The organism is Halomonas sp. BC1 (genome assembly GCF_002078135.1).
GTDB lineage: Bacteria > Pseudomonadota > Gammaproteobacteria > Pseudomonadales > Halomonadaceae > Vreelandella > Vreelandella stevensii.
The window spans coordinates 134,004-153,536 of record NZ_LFGS01000006.1 but is presented as its reverse complement, the minus strand read 5'-3'; the positions used below and the strand labels follow the sequence as shown (position 1 = coordinate 153,536).

Genomic DNA, 19,533 nt, shown 5'->3' with positions numbered 1-19,533 from the left:
CAATGGAGGTGTCACCGACTGCCCTTGATGCGTATGCAGTGGTATGATGTGAGCGACTCTGCGCGCCGCCTTGCTGGTTAGCTAAAGGCGGCATTTTCAAGCGCTTTCAACTCTCGCAGTGCCAATGCAGTGCAAAGGATCTGACTTTCATGGGTGACATCGCCAGAGAAATCTTGCCCGTCAATATTGAAGACGAGCTCAAGCAGTCGTACCTCGACTATGCGATGAGTGTCATTATTGGTCGTGCGCTCCCCGATGTGCGCGACGGCCTCAAGCCGGTTCATCGCCGTGTGCTGTTTGCCATGCATGAGCTGGGGAATGACTGGAACAAACCGTACAAGAAGTCGGCGCGTGTCGTCGGCGATGTCATCGGTAAGTACCACCCCCACGGTGACAGTGCGGTGTATGACACCATCGTTCGCATGGCACAGCACTTCTCCATGCGTCACGTGCTGGTCGATGGTCAGGGTAACTTTGGTTCCATCGACGGCGACAACGCGGCTGCCATGCGTTACACCGAGGTGCGCATGGCGCGCCTGGCCCACGAGCTGCTGGCGGATCTCGAAAAAGATACCGTCGACTGGGTCGATAACTACGACGGCACCGAACGTATCCCCGAAGTGCTGCCCACCAAAGTGCCGAACCTGCTGATCAACGGCTCCTCGGGCATTGCCGTGGGCATGGCCACCAACATTCCGCCCCATAACATGCGGGAAGTGATCGATGGCTGCCTGGCGCTGATCGACGACTACACCTTGACCGTCGATGACCTCATGCAGTACATCCCCGGGCCAGATTTCCCCACCGGCGGCATCATCAATGGCCGTGCCGGTATCCTGGATGCCTACCGCACCGGACGTGGACGCATCTACGTGCGTGCTTGTCACACCATCGAACACGATGACAAGACCGGGCGTGATCACATCATCGTCACCGAACTGCCGTATCAGGTGAACAAGGCGCGGTTGATCGAGAAGATCGCCGAGCTGGTCAAAGAGAAAAAGATCGAGGGCATTGCCGAGCTGCGCGACGAGTCCGACAAGGATGGCTTGCGTGTGGTGATCGAAGTCAAGCGCGGTGAGTCTGGCGAGGTCGTGGTCAATAACCTGTTTGCCCAGACCCAGCTTCAGAACGTCTTCGGTATCAACATGGTGGCGCTGGAAAATGGCCAGCCGCACACACTCAATCTGAAAGAGATGCTCGAGGCGTTCATCCGCCATCGTCGGGAAGTCGTCACGCGGCGTACCCTGTTCGAACTCAAGAAAGCGCGTGAGCGCGGCCATCTGCTGGAAGGCCTAGCCGTCGCCATCTCGAACATCGATGAAGTCATCGAGCTGATCAAGGCATCGCCCAATGCCGCCGAAGCCCGCGAAAAGCTGCTGGACAAGGTATGGCAGCCGGGCCAGGTGACGGCCATGCTGGAGCGTGCCGGAGCCACTTCCTGCAAGCCCGAAGACCTGGACGAAGGCTTTGGGCTGAACCCCTCGGCCACCGAGTATCGCCTTTCGCCTGCTCAGGCTCAGGCGATTCTGGAACTGCGTCTGCACCGCTTGACCGGCCTCGAAACCGAAAAGCTGCTGGATGAGTACCTGTCGATTCTCGAAAAGATTGCCGAGTTCACAGAAATTCTTGCCTCTGCCGACCGCCTCATGGAAGTGATTCGGGAAGAGCTGCATGCGGTGCGCGACCAGTTCGGCGACGACCGTCGTACGGAAATTCAGGCCAGCCACCTGGACCTGTCCATCGAAGACCTGATTGCCGAAGAGGACATGGTGGTCACGGTGTCGCGTTCGGGCTACGCCAAGACGCAGCCGCTTTCGGACTATCAGGCCCAGCGTCGGGGTGGTCGCGGCAAGTCCGCCACGGCCATGAAGGACGAGGACGTCATCGAACACCTGCTGGTTGCCTCGACCCATGACACGGTGCTGCTGTTCTCCAACCGGGGCAAGGTGTATTGGCTGAAGGTGTACGAGATGCCCAACGCTAGCCGTGGTTCACGCGGCAAGCCGTTGGTGAACATGCTGCCGCTGGAAGAGGGCGAATCGGTCAACGCCATCCTGCCTGTGCGTGACTACGACCCCGAGCACTATATTTTCTTCGCCACCGCCAACGGTACCGTCAAGCGCACCAGTCTCGAGCAGTTCTCTCGCCCGCGCAGCGTGGGCTTGATTGCCATCGATCTGGAAGAGGGCGACCGCCTGGTGGGGGCTGCGATTACCTCGGGCAGCGACCACGTCATGCTGCTCTCCTCCAACGGCAAGGCGATCCGTTTCGAGGAAGGCAACGTGCGCGCCATGGGCCGTACCGCTCGCGGTGTGCGCGGCATGCGCCTGCTGGGCGACGCGGAAGTGATCAGCCTGATCATTCCCAAGAGCCAGCAAATCGATGCCGAGGCGGATGCCGATGCCGAGCAGGAAGCCCCGGCAGATGCCGCCGAGCTGGCGCAGAGCGATGGTCAGATCTACATCCTCACCGCCAGTGTGAAGGGCTATGGCAAGCGCACGCGCCTCGAAGAGTTCCCGCTGCGTGGTCGCGGTGGGCAGGGCGTGATTGCCATGCAGACCAGTGAGCGCAACGGCGCCCTGGTGGCGGCCATGCAAGTGTATGACAGCGATGAAATGATGCTGATCACCGACCGTGGCACCCTGGTGCGTACGCGGGTGGAAGAAGTGTCGATCACGTCGCGTAATACCCAAGGCGTGATGCTGATTCGCCTGGGCAAAGAAGAGCAGCTGGTGAAAACCGTGCGTGTCGATGAGCCCGAAGATACGGGAGCGCCCGAGGCGGTCGAGCCAGACGAACAAGACAATGGCGCACAGGAACCGGGAACCGATGACACGTCATTATAATTTTTGCGCAGGGCCTGCGGCCCTGCCTGTTGCCGTACTGGAGCGCGCTCGCAGTGAGCTGCTCGACTATCAGGGGCGCGGTTTGTCGGTGATGGAAATGAGTCATCGCAGCGATGAGTTCATTGCCATTGCCGAGCAGGCAGAAGCCGATCTGCGGTCTCTGCTGGGCATCCCTGATCAGTACAAGGTGCTGTTTCTTCAGGGCGGTGCCAGCATGCAGTTTGCCATGCTCCCCATGAACCTGCTGGGTGGGGGTGGTAGTGCCAACTTCATCCAGACGGGCATTTGGGGCAAGAAGGCGCTGAGCGAAGCCAAGCGGCTCGGTTTTGCCTGCCATGTGGCGGGCAGCAGCGAGTCCAATGGGTATCTGGCGGTGCCTGACGAAGCTTCCCTGTCGCTCAGCAGCGACGCGGCCTACCTGCATTACACCTCCAATGAAACCATTGGCGGGCTGGAGTTCGACTACGTGCCAGACGTCACCCGTGCCGATGGCAGCGACGTGCCCCTGGTCTGCGACATGTCCTCCAATATCCTGTCGGGGCCTATCGATGTCAGCGACTTCGGGGTGATTTATGCCGGGGCGCAGAAGAACATCGGTCCAGCGGGATTGACCATCGTGATCGTCCGCGATGATCTGCTGGGCAAGGCGCCTGCAAGCGTCCCTTCGCTGTTCGACTACCAGATGCTGGCTGACGCAGGCTCGATGGTGAATACCCCGCCTACCTACGCCTGGTACCTCTCGGGTCTGGTGTTTCAGTGGTTGAAAAACGACATTGGCGGGCTGGACGCCATGGACCGCATGAACCAGCGCAAGGCGCAAAAACTTTACGCGGCCATCGATGGCAGTGACTTCTACAGCAATCCTATCGCCACAGCCAATCGGTCGCGCATGAACGTGCCGTTCGTGCTGGCGGATGACCGGCTGGACGGTGCCTTCCTCAAGGAGGCCGACGAGGCCGGGCTGCTGAATCTCAAGGGTCACCGCAGCGTCGGTGGCATGCGTGCCAGCTTGTATAACGCGGTGCCGGAAGATGCGGTGGATGCGTTAATTGCCTTCATGGCAGATTTCGAACAACGAAGAGGCTAACCCCCATGTCCGATACGCCGATCAATCTCGACGACTTGCGTCAACGTATCGACCAGCTGGATGGCGATATTCTGCGTTTGATCAGTGAGCGGGCCAACTGTGCCCAGCAGGTGGCTCACGTCAAGCTGGCTCAGGACAAGGATGCGGTGTTCTACCGTCCGGAGCGCGAAGCCCAGGTGCTGCGCCGTATCATGGCGTTGAACAAGGGGCCTTTGGACTCCGAAGAAATGGCGCGGCTGTTTCGCGAAATCATGTCTGCCTGCCTGGCGCTGGAGCAGCCGGTCAAGGTGGCTTATCTCGGGCCTGAAGGCACCTTCACCCAGCAGGCCGCGTTGAAGCATTTCGGTGAAAGCGCCGTCAGCCTGCCGATGGCAGCCATCGATGAAGTGTTCCGGGAAGTGGAGGCGGGGGCCGTCAACTATGGCGTCGTTCCCGTCGAGAACTCCACCGAAGGGGTGGTCAATCACACCCTCGACACGTTCATGGACTCCTCCATCAGGATTTGTGGTGAAGTGGTGCTGCGCATTCACCACCATCTCTTGATCAGTGAAACCACGCGTCAAGAGAAGGTGTCACGCATCTATTCGCACCCTCAGTCGTTCGGTCAGTGCCGCAAGTGGCTGGATGCTCACTACCCTCATGCCGAGCGGGTGCCGGTCTCTTCCAACGCCGAAGCCGCCAAGCTGGTGAAAACCGAGTGGCACAGCGCCGCGATTGCCGGCGACATGGCCGCCAAGCTTTATGGCCTGGAGCGCATTGCCGACAAAATCGAAGATCGGCCGGACAACTCCACGCGCTTCCTGATCATTGGCAATCAGGACGTGCCCATGTCGGGCGAAGACAAGACCTCCATCGTCGTGGCAATGCGTAACCAGCCCGGTGCGCTGCACGATTTGCTGGAGCCCTTCCACCGCCACAAGATCGATCTGACGCGTATCGAAACGCGGCCCTCGCGCACCGGTGTGTGGAACTACGTCTTCTTCATCGACTTCAAGGGCCACCGTGACGAGCCCCAGGTGGCTGCGGTGCTGGAAGAAGTTCGCCTGCGCGCCTCTGAACTGCGGGTGCTGGGTTCCTACCCTCAGGGTGTGCTGTGACGGTTTCACCTTCTCTTGCACCTCGGGTGGCGTGTGTCGAACCGCGCATTCTGATTGTCGGCCTTGGCCTGATCGGCGGCTCGTTGGCCGCCGCATTGCGTGCCTCGGGCTACGCTGGCCAGATCGTCGCCTGCGACCCCAATGAGCAGGAAGTGGCATTGGGCATCGAACTGGGGCTGGTAGATGCCGGCGGTGTCGAGCTCGCCAACTGCTTGAAGGACGTTTCCATGGTCGTGCTGGCGGTGCCGGTGCTGGCCATGGAGAGCGTGATGAGCACGCTGTCGCGTTCTCTCGATCAGGCGGCTCCCGATGTCGTGATGACCGACGTAGGCAGTACCAAGGCCACCATACGTGACTGCGCCGAGCGCGTATTCGGCCGTGTCATGCCCAATATCGTGCTGGGTCATCCTATTGCGGGCTCCGAGAAAAGCGGTGTGGCAGCCGCCAATCCATCGCTGTACGTCAATCACAAAGTGATCCTGACGCCGGAGCCGGATGTCGACCCGGTAGCGCTGGCGCGAGTAGAAACCCTGTGGAGAGCCTGCGGTGCCGACGTGCTGCAAATGAGCGTCGAGCGCCATGATCAGGTGCTGGCGCGCACCAGCCACTTGCCCCACTTGCTGGCGTTTTCACTGGTGGACACGCTGGCGCGGCAGGACGAGCGGCTGGATATCTTCCGCTATGCTGCGGGTGGGTTTCGTGATTTTACCCGTATTGCAGGCAGTGACCCGGTCATGTGGCGCGACATTTTCGTGGCCAATCGTGACGCCGTGCTTTCTTCTCTGGACGATTTCGAAGCAGGGCTCAAAAGGCTGCGTCAGGCGGTGGAAAGTGCCGACAGCGATGCGATGATTGCCACCTTCGATCGGGCCAGTCATGCTCGCCACTATTTTGATACGTTATTGAATAAAACTAGTTACCAGGCGGAATATCATATGCAACCACACGGTCAAGTGACTTATCGCGTGCAGCCAGGCGGCCAGGCGCAGGGGCGTTTGCGGGTGCCGGGCGATAAATCCATGTCTCACCGCTCGATCATGCTTGGCGCGTTGGCCGAAGGAGTGACCGAGGTCAAGGGCTTCCTGGAGGGCGAAGATAGTCTGGCCACCTTGCAGGCCTTTCGTGAAATGGGGGTGGCCATCGAAGGCCCGCACCAGGGGCGTGTGACCATTCATGGGGTTGGCATGCGCGGCCTCAAGGCGCCGGCAGGCCCGCTGTATGTAGGTAACTCTGGCACCGCCATGCGCCTGTTTGCCGGGCTGCTGGCGGGTCAGGCGTTCGATAGCGAATTGACCGGTGATGAGTCACTCACCAAGCGCCCCATGGGGCGTGTGGCAGACCCGCTGCGCCTGATGGGAGCGACCATCGACACGGCAGAGGGTGGCCGTCCGCCATTGAAAATTCATGGCGGCGCTGCGCTGAAAGGCATTCATTATGATATGCCCATGGCCAGTGCTCAGGTGAAGTCGTGCCTGCTGCTGGCAGGGCTCTACGCCGAGGGAGAGACCCGCGTGCGCGAGCCAGCGCCGACCCGCGATCATACCGAGCGGATGCTCAACGGGTTTGGCTACGCCGTTTCTCGCGAGGGCGACACCTGCTGGCTGCAGGGAGGCGGTCAACTGACGGCGGGGCCGATTGACGTGCCCTCCGATATCTCTTCGGCTACCTTCTTCCTGGTCGCCGCTGCCATTACCCCTGGTTCCGACATCACGCTGGAGCACGTGGGCATCAACCCGACGCGTATCGGTGTCATCAATATTCTGACCCTGATGGGCGCTGACCTGACGCTTGAAAACCAGCGCGAGGTAGGCGGTGAGCCCGTGGCGGACATCCGTATTCGCTATGCGCCGCTGAAGGGTATCGATATTCCTGTCGATCAAGTGCCGCTCGCCATCGATGAATTCCCGGCGCTGTTCATTGCGGCGGCCAATGCACAAGGCACCACGCGGCTGCGCGGAGCTGAAGAGCTGCGCGTCAAAGAGTCGGACCGTATTCAGGCCATGGCAGATGGTTTGGCGATTCTGGGTGTCGAGCATACGGTCGTGGAAGACGGCATCGACATCATCGGTAACGGTGACGAGAGCGTGCCGAGTTACGGCGGTGGCCGCATCGATAGCCTCGGCGATCACCGCATTGCCATGGCGTTTGCGATTGCCTCCCTGCGCGCGGGTGCTGAGATCGTCATCGACGATTGCGCCAACGTGGCAACGTCCTTCCCTGACTTCGTGACGCTGGCTCAGCGTATCGGTATGCGTGTCGATGTGGAGGGCGTCCATGACCGCTAACGCTCCTGTGCTGACCATCGATGGCCCCGGCGGTGCCGGTAAAGGCACGATCAGCAGCCTGGTGGCTGAACGGCTGGGCTGGCATTTGCTGGATAGCGGTGCGCTCTATCGGTTGACGGCCCAGGCGGCCGTCAAGCATCACGTGGCGTTGGATGACGAAGCGGCGCTGGCCGATATCGCAGCAACCCTGGACGTTGCTTTCCCGGTGGAAGAGGGTCGGCCACGCACGCTGCTGGAAGGCGAAGACGTCAGTCGGCTCATTCGTACCGAGCAAGCGGGCGAGCGTGCTTCCCAGGTGGCCGCATTGCCAAAGGTACGCGCTGCGCTGCTGCAGCGACAGCGTGATTTTTGCCAGTTCCCTGGCCTGGTGGCGGATGGACGCGATATGGGCACAGTGGTGTTTCCAGAGGCGCCGCTGAAGATTTTTTTGACTGCCAGTGCCGAGGAAAGGGCGCGTAGACGGCATCTGCAGTTGCAGGAAGCAGGGGTGGATGCTAGTCTGTCGAGTCTTTTGAAGGAGATTCAGGCACGCGATGCACGCGACACGCAGCGCAGTGTGGCTCCGCTCAAGCCGGCAGATGATGCCATCACGCTTGACACCACGCGCCTGAGTATACCGGAAGTGGTTGATCGGCTAACCGAGCTGCTTGCCCAACGGGGCATGTTTGACGGCGCTTGATTCTCCCTTGCGGCGTTTTTGGAAAGGTGTCACGACGTGGCAGGGCGACAGTAATATCTTAGTGAGCCCGGTCAGGTCCAACCAGCGCTAACACCTCCAGAAGCTGAATGACATTAGGCCCGTACTCGCTGGTGGTACGGAGAAGGCAGTTATGCCTCAACAACGTTGATCACGTAGGAAAACCATGAGCGAAAGCTTTGCTGAACTGTTTGAACAGTCCCTTAACGACATCAACATGGAGCCGGGCGCCATCGTTGCGGCTCAAGTTGTCGACATCGACGGTGACTGGGTTACCGTTAACGCTGGTCTGAAATCCGAAGGTCAGATCCCTGCGGCACAATTCCGTGACGAGAATGGTGAGCTGACCATCGCGATCGGTGACGATGTGCACGTTGCGCTGGAAGCCGTAGAAGATGGCTTCGGCGAAACTCGCCTGTCCCGTGAAAAAGCCAAGCGCGCAGAAGCTTGGAAGATTCTGGAAGCGGCCTTCGAGAAAGACGAAATCATCAAAGGCGTGATCAACGGTAAAGTCAAAGGCGGCTTCACTGTCGACGTCGACTCCATCCGTGCCTTCCTGCCGGGCTCTCTGGTTGACGTTCGTCCGGTTCGCGACACTGCGCACCTGGAAAACAAAGAGCTGGACTTCAAAGTCATCAAGCTGGATCCGAAGCGTAACAACGTCGTTGTATCGCGTCGTGCCGTGCTTGAAGCCGAAAACAGCGCCGAGCGTGAAGCGCTGCTGGCCACGCTGCAAGAAGGTCAGCAAATCAAGGGTATCGTCAAGAACCTGACCGACTACGGTGCTTTCGTAGATCTGGGCGGTGTCGATGGCCTGCTGCACATCACCGACATGGCGTGGAAGCGTATCAAGCATCCATCTGAAATCGTTGCCGTTGGCGACGAGATCAACGTCAAAGTGCTGAAATTCGACCGTGAGCGCAACCGCGTTTCTCTGGGTCTGAAGCAGCTGGGTGAAGATCCGTGGGTCAACATCAAAGACCGTTACCCCGAAGGTATGAAAGTGCAGGCTGTGGTCACTAACCTGACCGATTACGGCTGCTTCGCTGAGCTGGAAGAGGGTGTCGAAGGTCTGGTTCACGTGTCTGAAATGGACTGGACCAACAAGAACATCCATCCGTCTAAAGTCGTTCAAGTGGGCGACGATGTTGACGTCATGGTGCTCGATATCGACGAAGAGCGTCGTCGTATCTCCCTGGGTATCAAGCAGTGCACTGCTAACCCGTGGGAAACCTTCAACGCCGAGTACAACAAGGGCGACCGCGTTTCTGGTACCATCAAGTCCATCACGGACTTCGGTATCTTCATCGGCCTGGAAGGCGGTATCGACGGTCTGGTTCACCTGTCCGACATCTCCTGGACGGAAACCGGTGAAGAAGCGGTTCGCAACTTCAAGAAAGGCGACGAGGCAGAAGCCGTTATCCTGTCCATTGACCCTGAGCGCGAGCGCATCTCTCTGGGCATCAAGCAGATGGATTCCGATCCGGTTGCCGAATACCTGTCTGTCAACGACAAGGGCAGCATCGTGACGGGTCGCGTCGTAGAAGTTGACGCCAAGGAAGCTCACATCGAGCTGGCCACTGACGTCATCGCGGTTCTGAAGGCTTCTGAAATCAGTGCTGACCGCGTTGAAGACGCACGTAACGTACTGAGCGAAGGCGACAGCGTCGAAGCGCGTATCGTCAGCGTTGACCGCAAGAGCCGTCAGATTGCTCTGTCCGTCAAGGCCAAAGAGCAGGACGACACGCGTCAGAACCTGAAGAAACTGCGTGAGCAAGAGCCGGAAGCTGCCGGTGGTCCGACCACGATCGGTGATCTGATCAAGCAGCAGATGGGCCAGGACTAATACTAGTCTTGTCTCGGAAAACGCCGCCCTTTGGGGCGGCGTTTTTGTTTCTGTCTGCTTGAAATAGGTTGTTGTTAAGGGGGTGCAAGCGTTGCTATAAGTGGTATGCGCAATTGTCACATCGCCTTTAATGGCATTAGAGTGTATAAAATTGTTTAGTAAAGGCGCTAAAATCAACTAGACTATTGTCAATCAGTGGATTTAAGGCAATAATGTGTCCGCATTCTGAAATAGTCGGTGTTGAGTTTCCCGGCTCAGTGCCAAGGTAGTTATCTTCACTCTAAAAGGACCTCCCATGTCTCTGTTAAATGATTACATCCAAAAAGAACAGCAGCTTAAGCAGCTTCAGGAAGAACTGCAGCGCTTGGAAAACGACCAGCGTCTGAAAAGTGAGCTCGAGTTTAAAGCCAAGCTGGAAGCGTTAATGACCGAGTTCGGCAAGCGCCCTGGTGATGTCATCGCTCTGCTGGACCCCGCTGCTGACCAGCGTGGCGCTCCCAAGGCACCGGCTGCTGCTACTCGCCGCAAGCGCCGCCTGAAGATCTACAAGAACCCGAACACGGGTGAAGTGATCGAAACCCGCGGTGGTAACCACAAAGGCCTGCGTAGCTGGAAAGACGAGCACGGCGATGACACCGTCGAATCCTGGCTCGTGCGCCTGGAAGATTAAGTGAACAACCGGCATTTCTCCCCAGAAGTGCCGGTTTTGTTTTAGCAGTATCAAAGTGTTGCCACCCCGGCCAGGTAATGCTCTCCACAATTTCACAGCCTTCTCCCTGTATTGAACAGTGATTATGTCAGGCGTTGCAACGGTACTTTGAGTTCCAGACGTCCCTTGCGCCACAGCACATGGGGTGCGCCCCCGCTAACGTGATAAAGGCTCTGGTGGTAGTGCAGTTGGCACAGTGTTGCCGTCAGCGCATCCGAGAGCTCGCTAAAGTCATCAAACAGCGTTACCGCATAGTGTTGTGAGGGAATATCGATACGCCGATATTCAACCGGTAAAGCCACGCTGTCGGTGCTCGCCTGGTTTTCGATATGCAGCCCGATATCGGTGCGTAGTTTATACTGCTTGGTCGTGCTGTCGAGTGCCAATACTTTGTCTGCTAGCAGGTCAGGGAGGGCCACGGCGGGGGTAGAACCGCCGAGTTGAGCTTCCAGACATGGAAGATGGTTGGTATGGCGCTTACGATTACCCAAGCCGCTGATGGCGTGTGCCGCCTTGTAGATACGCATATAGACGGCTTGGCGGGGGCTGCCTTGCTTTATATCCGTGGTAAATGACTTTAGTGGCGGCTTCAGTTGATGCCTATCGTTGAGAGCCTGGCGATAATGCCTGGGAGACAGCTGGTAGCGTCGCTGGAAAGCGCGTGAAAAGGATGAGTGATTTACATAGCCACATTGCGCGGCGATATGCGCTATATTTTGCTGGGTCAGCGATAGCAGTACAGCGGCACGCTCCAGTCTGCGCTGCTCCCGATACGCTCGGGGTGACATGTTAAAGCACTGGCGGAACTGTCGCCGTACCTGTGAGGCTGAATATCCCAACTGCCTGGCGAGATCTTCGATACTCAGCGGTTGATCAAGCGAATCTTGTAGCCAGATTTCAGCTCGTGACATTGCATTGAACACTATCTGGCCTCCTATGCGGGTTCAACAGGTAGCTTGCGACTGACCTGCCTGTGCACTCTCCCGGTGCGTTTGGTGACTCATGACCTGGTAGGCCATCTCTGGTGGCAGTGCGTGCCGGGGCATGGAAATAGACAGAGTGGCCGTACCTTGCCAGCGATGACGTAAAAGGTATTAGCATAAATCACCTGTTCGGTTAGTCATTGTTACCGATGGTGAGATCATCGCGTTGCTGTCTTTATGCTTCCAAGCGGTAGCAAAGGCAAGTTTGCTCTTAAAGAATACGCGTTTGTGCACAGTTTTTGATTAAAATGGCCTGTTGCTCAGGCATGTCGACCATTTTTCGTAAGGTGTAGATGAAACATCAATGAAATATCACAAGGTTTCTAAACAGCTGGATGAGCGTGAAAAGCTACGCAAGTTTCGTGAGCTGGATGACGCCTTTGCCCAGGCGCTGCGTCAATTGGAAGACCCTGACAGTGATTTCGATATTCCCACCGGCCCTCCGGTGCGCTCCTTGGCCGAGCTAGAAGCAGAAGATCAGGCGGACCAACAGAAGCGGCGTGATGAGCTGTTCGGCGAGCGCCTGCATGCGCTGATGGCCGAGTACGACCAATCGGCAGGGGCGTTGCGCGAGTTGATCGATACGTTGCTCAAGTACAATGTGTGGGCGTTGGAGGAAATACCCGGTGAGTGAAGGGGGCTGCTAACGGTAGCGGAAGACCCGCAGGCTGGGCAGAAACACCTCGCTCTCCAGCTTTTCATCCCGTCGCTTTGCGCGGGTGCGGGCTATGGGCGCTGTTTGTGGTGGCGTTTTGATATCGGGTAGACGCCCCTCTGGCGCAGGGACCACAAGGGGCATGGCCACGTTGAGCGCCCGTCGCGTGTGGCCATCTGCCAGCGGTTCGGTGTAGAAAAGGTTGGCGCGCATCAGCGGGGCCTGGTTCTGTACCTGGGCCAGCACTTCCTGACTGGGTAGGCTGGCTAACTTGCGCAACTGGATGCGTACATGAGGCGCGTCGGTGTCCAGTTGCAGTAGCTTCTGCTCCGCTTCCTGCACGCTTATGCGTTTGATGGAGCGGCCGCTGGTATACCAGGCAAAGCGAATTCTGGCGACGGGAGCCTCTGCGATGGGGAGTAGTCGCCAGCACTGCTTCAAATGTAGCCTGGCCAACCCGCTTTGACGCAGCACGCTGTCCAGGTCAGGGTGACGGCGAGGGAGCCGCTGCCTGGCTTCGCTCAATGCAGTAGGATGGGCCTGTTTGATGTGCCTGAGCCAGTCACTGATCGCCTGTTTGGCATGATTGACGTCATGAAAGGCCTCCAGTAGTGCTTCGTCCGCCGCGATGACTCCAATGTAATTGCGCGTTTCACGCCCATCCTGGGCTTGCTGATGCCACATGTCCAGCAGCGCACGGCGTAGCCAGCCGGGGTCGCTGAGGCCATCGAAGCGCCACATGGGCAACGGCTGGGTTTCATAAAGCGAAACGGCTTGTTCAATGGCTTGCATCAACTGATCGAAACGGTCATCCAGTTCATGCAGCAGGCGGTAGGCGGGCGAGGACGACATCGTGGGTCAGGCCTCAGGAGAGTGGGGCATCGCGATCCGCCTGGGCCAGCAGAGCGTCCATATCCGCTTCATCCATGGCCGACTCGCCGGAAATACGGTGTGACTCATCGGCCCAGGCACCCAGGTCGAGTAGTTGGCAACGCTGGCTGCAAAACGGTCGATAGGTGCTCTGTGTGCTCCACACCACCGGCGCGGCACACTGTGGGCAGGCGACTTCCAGGGGGGCGTCATTAGCAGCGCTCTTCATGCATCTCTCCTCTCATGACTCAATCGTGCATTACTCAATCGTGCGCTATCGTGCTGTAGCGTCGATGCAGCGTGACGACCTGGTGCTGCAGGTGCTCCAGGCTGCCGCTGTTATCGATCACGTCATGGGCACGGCTGAGCCGTTCCTGGCGCGATAGCTGGGCGGCGAGGATAGCACGCACCTGGGCTTCACTCACCCCGTCGCGCGCTAAAGTGCGCGATCGCTGCAGCTCCTCCGGTACATCGACCACCAGTGTGCGTTGCGCCAGCGCATCCTGGCCCGACTCGAACAGCAGTGGCGAGACCAACAGAACATAAGGCGAGTTCAGGGCAAGCGCCTTTAGCCGCAACTGCAGGCGCTCACGAATGCGCGGGTGGGTTTCGCTTTCCAGCCAGCGGCGCTGCTCGGGGTCGCTGAAAACGATCTGACGCAGCGCGGCGCGGTTCAGGCCACCATCGGCATCGAGCACCTGTTGGCCAAAACGTTGCGCAATCGCCGCCAGCGCTGGCTCTCCGGGCATGACCATTTCGCGGGCGATATCGTCGGCATCTACCCAGCCCACCCCTAGTTCGCCAAATGCGCGCGCCACGGTCGACTTGCCGGAGCCGATACCGCCTGTCAATCCGATGATCATCATCGCCTCCGGTCAGAAGAGTGAGAGATAAAGGGCCATCAGCTCATTGCCCGCCAAAAGCCCTAACCAGCCCGCCAGGGCGAGAAAAGGCCCGAAGGGCATCGGTTGGCCACGCAGCCTGGGCATCGTCGCTTGAAGCGTCAGCCCGATGATCGCGCCCAGGCCGGCTGAGACGATCAGTAGTAGTGGCAGCATTTCCCAACCCAGCCAGGCACCCAGCGCTGCCAGTAGCTTGAAGTCGCCAAACCCCATGCCTTCCTTGCCGGTGAGTCGTTTGAACAGCCAGTAGAAGCTCCAAAGGATCAAGTAACCCGCCATGGCGCCAATCACGGCACTGGGCAGCATCAGCGGTTGAAACAGCAGCTGGTACAGTAGCCCCATCCACAGTAGGGGTAGAGTGAGAATGTCTGGCAGCAGATAGGTACGCAGGTCGATGACCGCCAGTACCAGCAGCGTCAAGCAGGCCGCGTACAGAAACAGGCTGGCCAGCGTTGGGCCATGCAGCTGCATGACAGCTACCGCCAACAGCCCACCCATCAGCTCCACGACCGGGTACTGGGGGCTAATGCGGGTGCGGCAGTTGGCGCAGCGTCCACGGCGTTTCAACCAGCCCAGTAGGGGCAGGTTATCATGCCAGGCAATGGCGTGCTGGCATGAAGGGCACAGTGAAGCAGGGTATGCCAGGTTGAAGCGGGGGTGCGCTTCGGCTGGCTGCTCCAGCGCGACCAGGGCTTCGTTGCGCCACTGACGCATCAGCATGACGGGTAGCCGGGTGATGACGACGTTCAAGAAGCTGCCGAAGCACAGCCCCAGCATCAGCGAGATAGCGAGCAGCATGGTTGGCGATAAACCCATGGAGATCCTGAAGTGAAATAAGCGTGTCGACGGCCGAGCGATTAAAGCGCTGTGCCGATTTCGAAAATGGGCAGATACATGGAGACCACGACACCGCCTACCAGGGCGCCCAGGACCACGATGATAAGCGGCTCCATCAGCGATGTCAGTGCATCGACCTTGTTATCGACTTCTTCTTCATAATAGTCGGCCACTCGGTTGAGCATGGCATCCAGTGAGCCCGCCTCTTCCCCAATGCTCACCATCTGCACTGCCAGCGCAGGGAAGCGATTGGTCATGCGCATGGCAAAGTGCAGCTGCTGGCCGGTAGTCACGTCCTGGCGCACTTCGTTGATGGCCTGAATGTAAACACGATTATCGGCGGCGCCCGCCGCCGTTTCCAGCCCTTCTACCAGCGGCACCCCGGAAGCAAAGGTCGTTGCCAGCGTCCGCGTGAAACGTGATACCGCCGATTTATGCATGATGTCACCGATCACCGGCAGCTTGAGCAGCAGGCCATCCAGCCGATAGGCGAGTTTTGGAGAGCGCCGAGCCGCGGCCTTGAGCAGCATCACACTGCCCACCAGGCCGCCGATGGCATGCAGCCAGTAGCGCTGGGCCATCTCGGAAAGGTTGACGGTAAATTGTGTCAGCGCTGGCAACTCGGCACCAAATCCCTGGAACATGCTCTCGAACTCCGGGACCACCTTGATCAGCAGCAGCATGGTGACCCCGACCCCAATGGCCATGACCGCCGTGGGATACCAGAGCGCTTTCTTGACACGATTTTTCAGCGATTCGACCTTTTCCTTGTAGCTGGCAATACGCTCCAGCATCTGGTCCAGGGCACCGGCTTGCTCACCGGCATCCACCAGATTGACGAACAGGCGATCGAACTGCTTTGGGTGCTTGGCCATGGCTGCAGAGAGGCTGTCACCGGAAGAGACGTCTTCCATGATCTGCTGGGTCAGTGCCACCATGGCGGGTTTTTTGAGGCTCTCGGAGACCGCCTGGAGAGCTTGAAGGATGGGAATGCCTGCGCGCACCATGGTGGCCATTTGCCGCGCGAACACCATGATATCGACCTTGTTGATCTTGCCTCGGCCGCTGAAGCTGCTGCATTTTTGGATCTTGCCGGCGACGATCCGTTGCCTGGCGAGCTGATCGACGATATCGGCCCTGGTTCTGCCGATCAGCTCCCCCTTCATCGGGCGGTCCTGGGGGCCTTTCCCCGACCACTTCCAGCGGTGCAACGGGGCCGGTTTGGCGCGGCGCGCCTTGGCTTTGGCCATGCGAGGGGTTACTCCTTGCTGATACGGTTGACTTCATCGAGACTGGTGCTGCCATCCAGCACACGGCCAAGGCAACTTTGATAGAGGCTGGGGTGGCCTTCACGTCTGGCCTGCTGGTCGATCTCGATGGCGTTGCCGTCGCGCATGATCAACTGGCGCATGTCGTCGCTGATGGGCACGACTTCGTATACCCCGATCCGGCCCTTGTAGCCTTGGGTACACTGCTTGCAGCCCACCGCCTGATAAATGGTGGCATGGCGAATCTCCTGCTGGCTAAAGCCCGCCTTGCGCAGCGCCTCGGCGGGTATGTCGGCAGGTGCTTTGCACTGGTTGCATAGCTTGCGCGCCAGCCGCTGGGCGATGATCAGGCTCACCGAGCTGGCAATGTTGTACGTGGCCACCCCCATGTTGGCGAGGCGCGTCAAGGTTTCGGCGGCGGAGTTGGTATGCACGGTGGAGAGCACCAGGTGCCCGGTTTGCGCTGCCTTGACGGCGATTTCCGCCGTTTCCAGATCGCGGATCTCGCCGACCATCACTACGTCCGGGTCCTGGCGCAGGAAGGCGCGTAGGGCGCTGGCAAAGTTGAGCCCGATTTTGGGCAATACGTTGACCTGACTAATGCCGGACACCTTGATTTCCACCGGGTCTTCCGCTGTACAGATATTGCGCTGCACCTGATTCAGAATATTGATGCCGGTATACAGGGTCACGGTTTTACCGCTACCGGTGGGGCCCGTTGCCAGAATCATGCCCTGGGGTTTCTTGAGCGCGCTTTCATAAGCGGTTTGCTGCTCAGGGGTGAACCCCAGCTGGTCGATGCCCAACTGAGCAGACGTGGGGTCGAGGATCCGCAGTACGACCTTTTCCCCCCAAACCGTGGGCAGCGAGTTGACGCGGAAATCGATCGAGCGGGTGCGTGACAGCTGCAGCTTCAAGGCACCATCCTGGGGCAGGCGACGCTCGGAGATATCGAGCCGTGACATGATCTTCAAGCGGGCAGCAATGCGATGGCGAAGGGCAAACGGTGGCCGAGCGATCTCCACCAGCATGCCATCGATACGAAATCGCACTCGGTACTGGGTTTCATAAGGTTCGAAGTGAATATCCGAAGCACCTCGACTAATGGCATCCAGCAGGATCTTGTTGACGAACTTGACGACTGGCGCGTCCTCACCGCTTTGAGCGGCGTTATCCAGCGTTGCTTCGCTACCATCTTCGTGCTGTACGACATTGAGTTCACTGACGGCATCGTCCACGTCCTCAAGCTCGTCCAGCATGCTGCGTTCGTTTTGCGCCAGGTACTGTACGAGCGTATCGCGTAGCTGATCGGCAGGGGCTAGCACCCCGTCCACGCTTAGCCCGGTAGCAAACTGCAGCTCGTCCAGCTGGGTCAGCGTGGCGGGGTAAGGGACCGCCACGGTCAACCGGTGGCCATGGCGCGCCAAAGGTAAAATACCCAGTCGCTCAAGAATCTTGACCGGATAGTCACTGGCAGCAGGCAGGGCGGCCACTCGTATGGCTTCCAGGTCTACTACTGGCAGGCCGTACTCCCAGGCAGCCGCCACCGCCGCCTCATCGGCAGACACCAGGCTGCTGTCTACCACATGTTGCAGTAGCGATATTTCCAGCTGAGTGGCAGTGTTTTCCGCAATGGTGGCCTGGGCATCGGTGAGCAGGTCGTGCTTGACCAGCCGTTTGGCGATACCGCGCAGCCCCCCGTTCAGGGCAGCATGGCTCAGCGTAGACTCAGGGGCAGGTTGGCTCATGGCATACTCGGCAGCGGGCAAATGAAACGGAATGTAATGCTGAGGGTTGTACCATATTTACTGTTCCCGAGGTACCAGCCACGTACAGGCTCCATACCGTGAAATAGGCCGATTATCGGGGCATGTCAGGAAGATAAAGCTGGTTGCCAATGGGGGGTGGTTAAGCTAATTTAATCAGCAATCAAGGCTGATGTTCAGTAAGATTTGGCCTGACGATGACTCTTACACCGCAAGGGAACTCCGCAATGCAAACGACCCAACCCAACCAACCCCGCCGCTTCAAGCAGCCGGGCTTCACCCTCATCGAGCTGCTGATCGTGGTGGCGATTATTGGTATTTTGGCGGCGGTGGGTGTGCCGCAGTACGGAAATTATTTGGATCGTTCTGAGCAAAGTGCCTGTATTGCAGAACTAAACTCTTTCCGATCGTTGGCTGTTGCCTCATCCGTCGATGCTGATAATTCACAAATTGAGGCCTTTAGTTTTCAGTCGTGTGAAGAGGGCACAAATAAGACAGCACTTGTCGACCGATTTACAAGTACTTCAGAAGAGAACCCCGGCCCAATAACAGTCACAACTGGGAGCCGTGAAGTAGTTGTAACGGTCACAGAGACTGGACGTATTGTTGCTGGCACTGGTGGTGATGGTTAACTAATAGTTGATAGGCGATATATTACGCACTAGGCCGCTTCTTCAAGAGCGGCCTTTTCACTGTATCATGTGAAGTACTGTATGCGAACTCTAGCCAGCGGTTTTAGCCTGTTCGAGCTGTTAATCATGATAGCGGTGATAGCCCTTTTGTCAGGAATGAGTCGGCCCGCGTACTTGGCTTACCTGGACCGTTCCGCCTTCAGCGCCTGTCAGCAAGAGCTAGGCACCTTCGGTAATACTCGCGTATTGGCGACGGATCACCTGGATGATGCCCTTGAGCCATACCGCTCGTGGGTGAAAGCAACCAACCTACCCAGTTAGCCGTTGCGAATGCTTTACGCGGCGTATTCGAGGGCGAGGCCACGGAGCTTGTGCTGGATACCCAGCGCTCAGGCGTTCAGGCTCGCATAACGAGCCAAGGCATGATCGAGCGCGTCGTCACACCTTGATATGAAGGTGCGTTACTAAGCTGGCTCTTCATACAAGTGCGCGAACTTTACACACTCCCTGCGTAATTCCCTCATACACTAGTGGCTTCTTCAGGCAACAATAACTTCCGGAAGCCCATTATGAAATCACTTCCTCTAGCAGCGCTCCTTGGCACGCTATGCTGGCACGGCCTGGCGAGTGCTCAACCTGCACATGCCCCCGCCCATGGCGCCCGTGGCCACCAGGAGCAGCAGGTGGGCCAGGGTGGGCGTGAGCATCGTCAAGAACATCGCCATGAATATCGCCGTGATCGTGAGCAGCGCTCGGAGCGCTATATCGATCTGCCGCGTATCAACGAGCGGGAGCTGCTTGGCCTGCTGCGCCAGTACGAAGCCCCCCCGCGCCGAGCCGCTGCCGCCCGGCATACAGCGCCGCCTGGAGCGGGGCAAGCCGCTGCCGCCGGGGATCGCCAAGCGCTTCGATGGCCCCATTGCACAGCAGCTGCCACGCTACCCGGGCTATGAGTGGGAGCGCGTCGGGGCAGACGTGGTGCTCATCGAAGCCGCTACGCGGGTAGTGGTAGATATACTGGTAGATGCCCTGCGATAACGAGTTCTTGGC

At 58.6% G+C, this 19,533-nt stretch carries 17 protein-coding genes; 10 read left to right on the top strand and 7 right to left on the bottom strand.

All coding sequences use genetic code 11. The features are described 5' to 3' along the window. Window positions 1–149 precede the first annotated feature (149 nt). The 7 genes from gyrA (at window position 150) to B7L72_RS06320 (ending at window position 10,531) form a co-directional block, all read left to right on the top strand. Complete coding sequence (gene gyrA, locus B7L72_RS06350; protein ID WP_081193277.1) at window positions 150–2,849, top strand: DNA gyrase subunit A; 2,700 nt, start codon at window positions 150–152, stop codon at window positions 2,847–2,849. Then, window positions 2,833–3,936, top strand: a complete 1,104-nt coding sequence (gene serC, locus B7L72_RS06345) for a 3-phosphoserine/phosphohydroxythreonine transaminase (protein WP_081193275.1) — start codon at window positions 2,833–2,835, stop codon at window positions 3,934–3,936. The genes gyrA and serC overlap by 17 nt, the downstream gene beginning before the upstream one ends. Before the next feature lie 5 nt (window positions 3,937–3,941). Continuing rightward, on the top strand, window positions 3,942–5,033 hold the full coding sequence (gene pheA / locus B7L72_RS06340) for a prephenate dehydratase (protein WP_039178103.1): 1,092 nt from the start codon (window positions 3,942–3,944) through the stop codon (window positions 5,031–5,033). Beyond that, complete coding sequence (locus tag B7L72_RS06335; RefSeq protein ID WP_254893765.1) at window positions 5,030–7,318, top strand: bifunctional prephenate dehydrogenase/3-phosphoshikimate 1-carboxyvinyltransferase; 2,289 nt, start codon at window positions 5,030–5,032, stop codon at window positions 7,316–7,318. The genes pheA and B7L72_RS06335 overlap by 4 nt, the downstream gene beginning before the upstream one ends. Further along, on the top strand, window positions 7,308–7,997 hold the full coding sequence (gene cmk, locus B7L72_RS06330) for a (d)CMP kinase (protein WP_081193271.1): 690 nt from the start codon (window positions 7,308–7,310) through the stop codon (window positions 7,995–7,997). The genes B7L72_RS06335 and cmk overlap by 11 nt, the downstream gene beginning before the upstream one ends. A 184-nt stretch (window positions 7,998–8,181) precedes the next feature. Further along, window positions 8,182–9,861, top strand: a complete 1,680-nt coding sequence (gene rpsA, locus B7L72_RS06325; protein ID WP_081193269.1) for a 30S ribosomal protein S1 — start codon at window positions 8,182–8,184, stop codon at window positions 9,859–9,861. Window positions 9,862–10,156: 295 nt separating this feature from the next. Further along, complete coding sequence (locus tag B7L72_RS06320; RefSeq protein ID WP_039178096.1) at window positions 10,157–10,531, top strand: histone-like nucleoid-structuring protein, MvaT/MvaU family; 375 nt, start codon at window positions 10,157–10,159, stop codon at window positions 10,529–10,531. Window positions 10,532–10,653: 122 nt separating this feature from the next. Here the strand turns inward: B7L72_RS06320 and B7L72_RS06315 are convergent, their stop codons facing one another. Continuing rightward, a complete protein-coding gene (locus B7L72_RS06315) occupies window positions 10,654–11,493 on the bottom strand; it encodes a helix-turn-helix transcriptional regulator (protein ID WP_081193267.1) in 840 nt (279 codons plus the stop codon). A 364-nt stretch (window positions 11,494–11,857) separates the two neighbouring features. Here B7L72_RS06315 and B7L72_RS06310 point away from each other — a divergent pair, with 364 nt between their 5' ends. Further along, window positions 11,858–12,187 carry a hypothetical protein gene (locus tag B7L72_RS06310; protein WP_016913758.1) on the top strand — a complete coding sequence of 110 codons (330 nt, stop codon included), beginning with the start codon at window positions 11,858–11,860 and terminating at the stop codon, window positions 12,185–12,187. A 9-nt stretch (window positions 12,188–12,196) separates the two neighbouring features. Here B7L72_RS06310 and B7L72_RS06305 read toward each other — a convergent pair whose 3' ends face one another. Genes B7L72_RS06305 through pilB form a run of 6 tightly spaced genes read right to left on the bottom strand, consistent with a single transcriptional unit; the run spans window position 12,197 to window position 17,833 of the window. Further along, window positions 12,197–13,060 carry a DNA replication terminus site-binding protein gene (locus B7L72_RS06305; RefSeq protein ID WP_081193265.1) on the bottom strand — a complete coding sequence of 288 codons (864 nt, stop codon included), beginning with the start codon at window positions 13,058–13,060 and terminating at the stop codon, window positions 12,197–12,199. 13 nt (window positions 13,061–13,073) lie between these two features. Continuing rightward, on the bottom strand, window positions 13,074–13,307 hold the full coding sequence (gene yacG, locus B7L72_RS06300) for a DNA gyrase inhibitor YacG (RefSeq protein ID WP_081135456.1): 234 nt from the start codon (window positions 13,305–13,307) through the stop codon (window positions 13,074–13,076). A gap of 34 nt (window positions 13,308–13,341) precedes the next feature. Next, window positions 13,342–13,941, bottom strand: a complete 600-nt coding sequence (gene coaE / locus B7L72_RS06295; protein WP_081193263.1) for a dephospho-CoA kinase — start codon at window positions 13,939–13,941, stop codon at window positions 13,342–13,344. A gap of 12 nt (window positions 13,942–13,953) precedes the next feature. Next, window positions 13,954–14,796: a prepilin peptidase gene (locus B7L72_RS06290; RefSeq protein WP_081193261.1), complete on the bottom strand. Its 843-nt coding sequence runs from the start codon at window positions 14,794–14,796 to the stop codon at window positions 13,954–13,956. Between the two features lie 41 nt (window positions 14,797–14,837). Further along, window positions 14,838–16,067, bottom strand: coding sequence for a type II secretion system F family protein (locus tag B7L72_RS06285; protein ID WP_081193259.1), 1,230 nt, complete (start codon window positions 16,065–16,067; stop codon window positions 14,838–14,840). 8 nt (window positions 16,068–16,075) lie between these two features. Beyond that, a complete protein-coding gene (gene pilB / locus B7L72_RS06280; protein WP_081193256.1) occupies window positions 16,076–17,833 on the bottom strand; it encodes a type IV-A pilus assembly ATPase PilB in 1,758 nt (585 codons plus the stop codon). Between the two features lie 245 nt (window positions 17,834–18,078). On the opposite strand from pilB, the gene B7L72_RS19030 reads away from it, so the two are divergent. Both B7L72_RS19030 and B7L72_RS06265 read left to right on the top strand, forming a co-directional pair. Next, entirely contained in the window at window positions 18,079–18,483 is a 405-nt protein-coding gene (locus B7L72_RS19030) for a pilin (protein ID WP_081193254.1), read from the top strand. A gap of 597 nt (window positions 18,484–19,080) precedes the next feature. Next, window positions 19,081–19,521 (top strand): anti-virulence regulator CigR family protein, encoded by a 441-nt coding sequence (locus B7L72_RS06265; protein ID WP_446718555.1) that lies wholly within the window; start codon window positions 19,081–19,083, stop codon window positions 19,519–19,521. The last annotated feature ends 12 nt before the right edge of the window (window positions 19,522–19,533 follow it).

Coding starts and splice junctions, on each gene's coding strand:
- serC (WP_081193275.1), top strand. CDS start 2,833: ATGACACGTCATTATAATTTTTGCGCAGGGCCTGCGGCCCTGCCTGTT.
- rpsA (WP_081193269.1), top strand. CDS start 8,182: ATGAGCGAAAGCTTTGCTGAACTGTTTGAACAGTCCCTTAACGACATC.
- coaE (WP_081193263.1), bottom strand. CDS start 13,941: ATGATCATCGGATTGACAGGCGGTATCGGCTCCGGCAAGTCGACCGTG.
- B7L72_RS19030 (WP_081193254.1), top strand. CDS start 18,079: ATGCAAACGACCCAACCCAACCAACCCCGCCGCTTCAAGCAGCCGGGC.
- B7L72_RS06290 (WP_081193261.1), bottom strand. CDS start 14,796: ATGGGTTTATCGCCAACCATGCTGCTCGCTATCTCGCTGATGCTGGGG.
- pilB (WP_081193256.1), bottom strand. CDS start 17,833: ATGAGCCAACCTGCCCCTGAGTCTACGCTGAGCCATGCTGCCCTGAAC.
- pheA (WP_039178103.1), top strand. CDS start 3,942: ATGTCCGATACGCCGATCAATCTCGACGACTTGCGTCAACGTATCGAC.
- B7L72_RS06320 (WP_039178096.1), top strand. CDS start 10,157: ATGTCTCTGTTAAATGATTACATCCAAAAAGAACAGCAGCTTAAGCAG.
- B7L72_RS06285 (WP_081193259.1), bottom strand. CDS start 16,067: ATGGCCAAAGCCAAGGCGCGCCGCGCCAAACCGGCCCCGTTGCACCGC.
- B7L72_RS06305 (WP_081193265.1), bottom strand. CDS start 13,060: ATGTCGTCCTCGCCCGCCTACCGCCTGCTGCATGAACTGGATGACCGT.
- cmk (WP_081193271.1), top strand. CDS start 7,308: ATGACCGCTAACGCTCCTGTGCTGACCATCGATGGCCCCGGCGGTGCC.
- gyrA (WP_081193277.1), top strand. CDS start 150: ATGGGTGACATCGCCAGAGAAATCTTGCCCGTCAATATTGAAGACGAG.
- yacG (WP_081135456.1), bottom strand. CDS start 13,307: ATGAAGAGCGCTGCTAATGACGCCCCCCTGGAAGTCGCCTGCCCACAG.
- B7L72_RS06310 (WP_016913758.1), top strand. CDS start 11,858: ATGAAATATCACAAGGTTTCTAAACAGCTGGATGAGCGTGAAAAGCTA.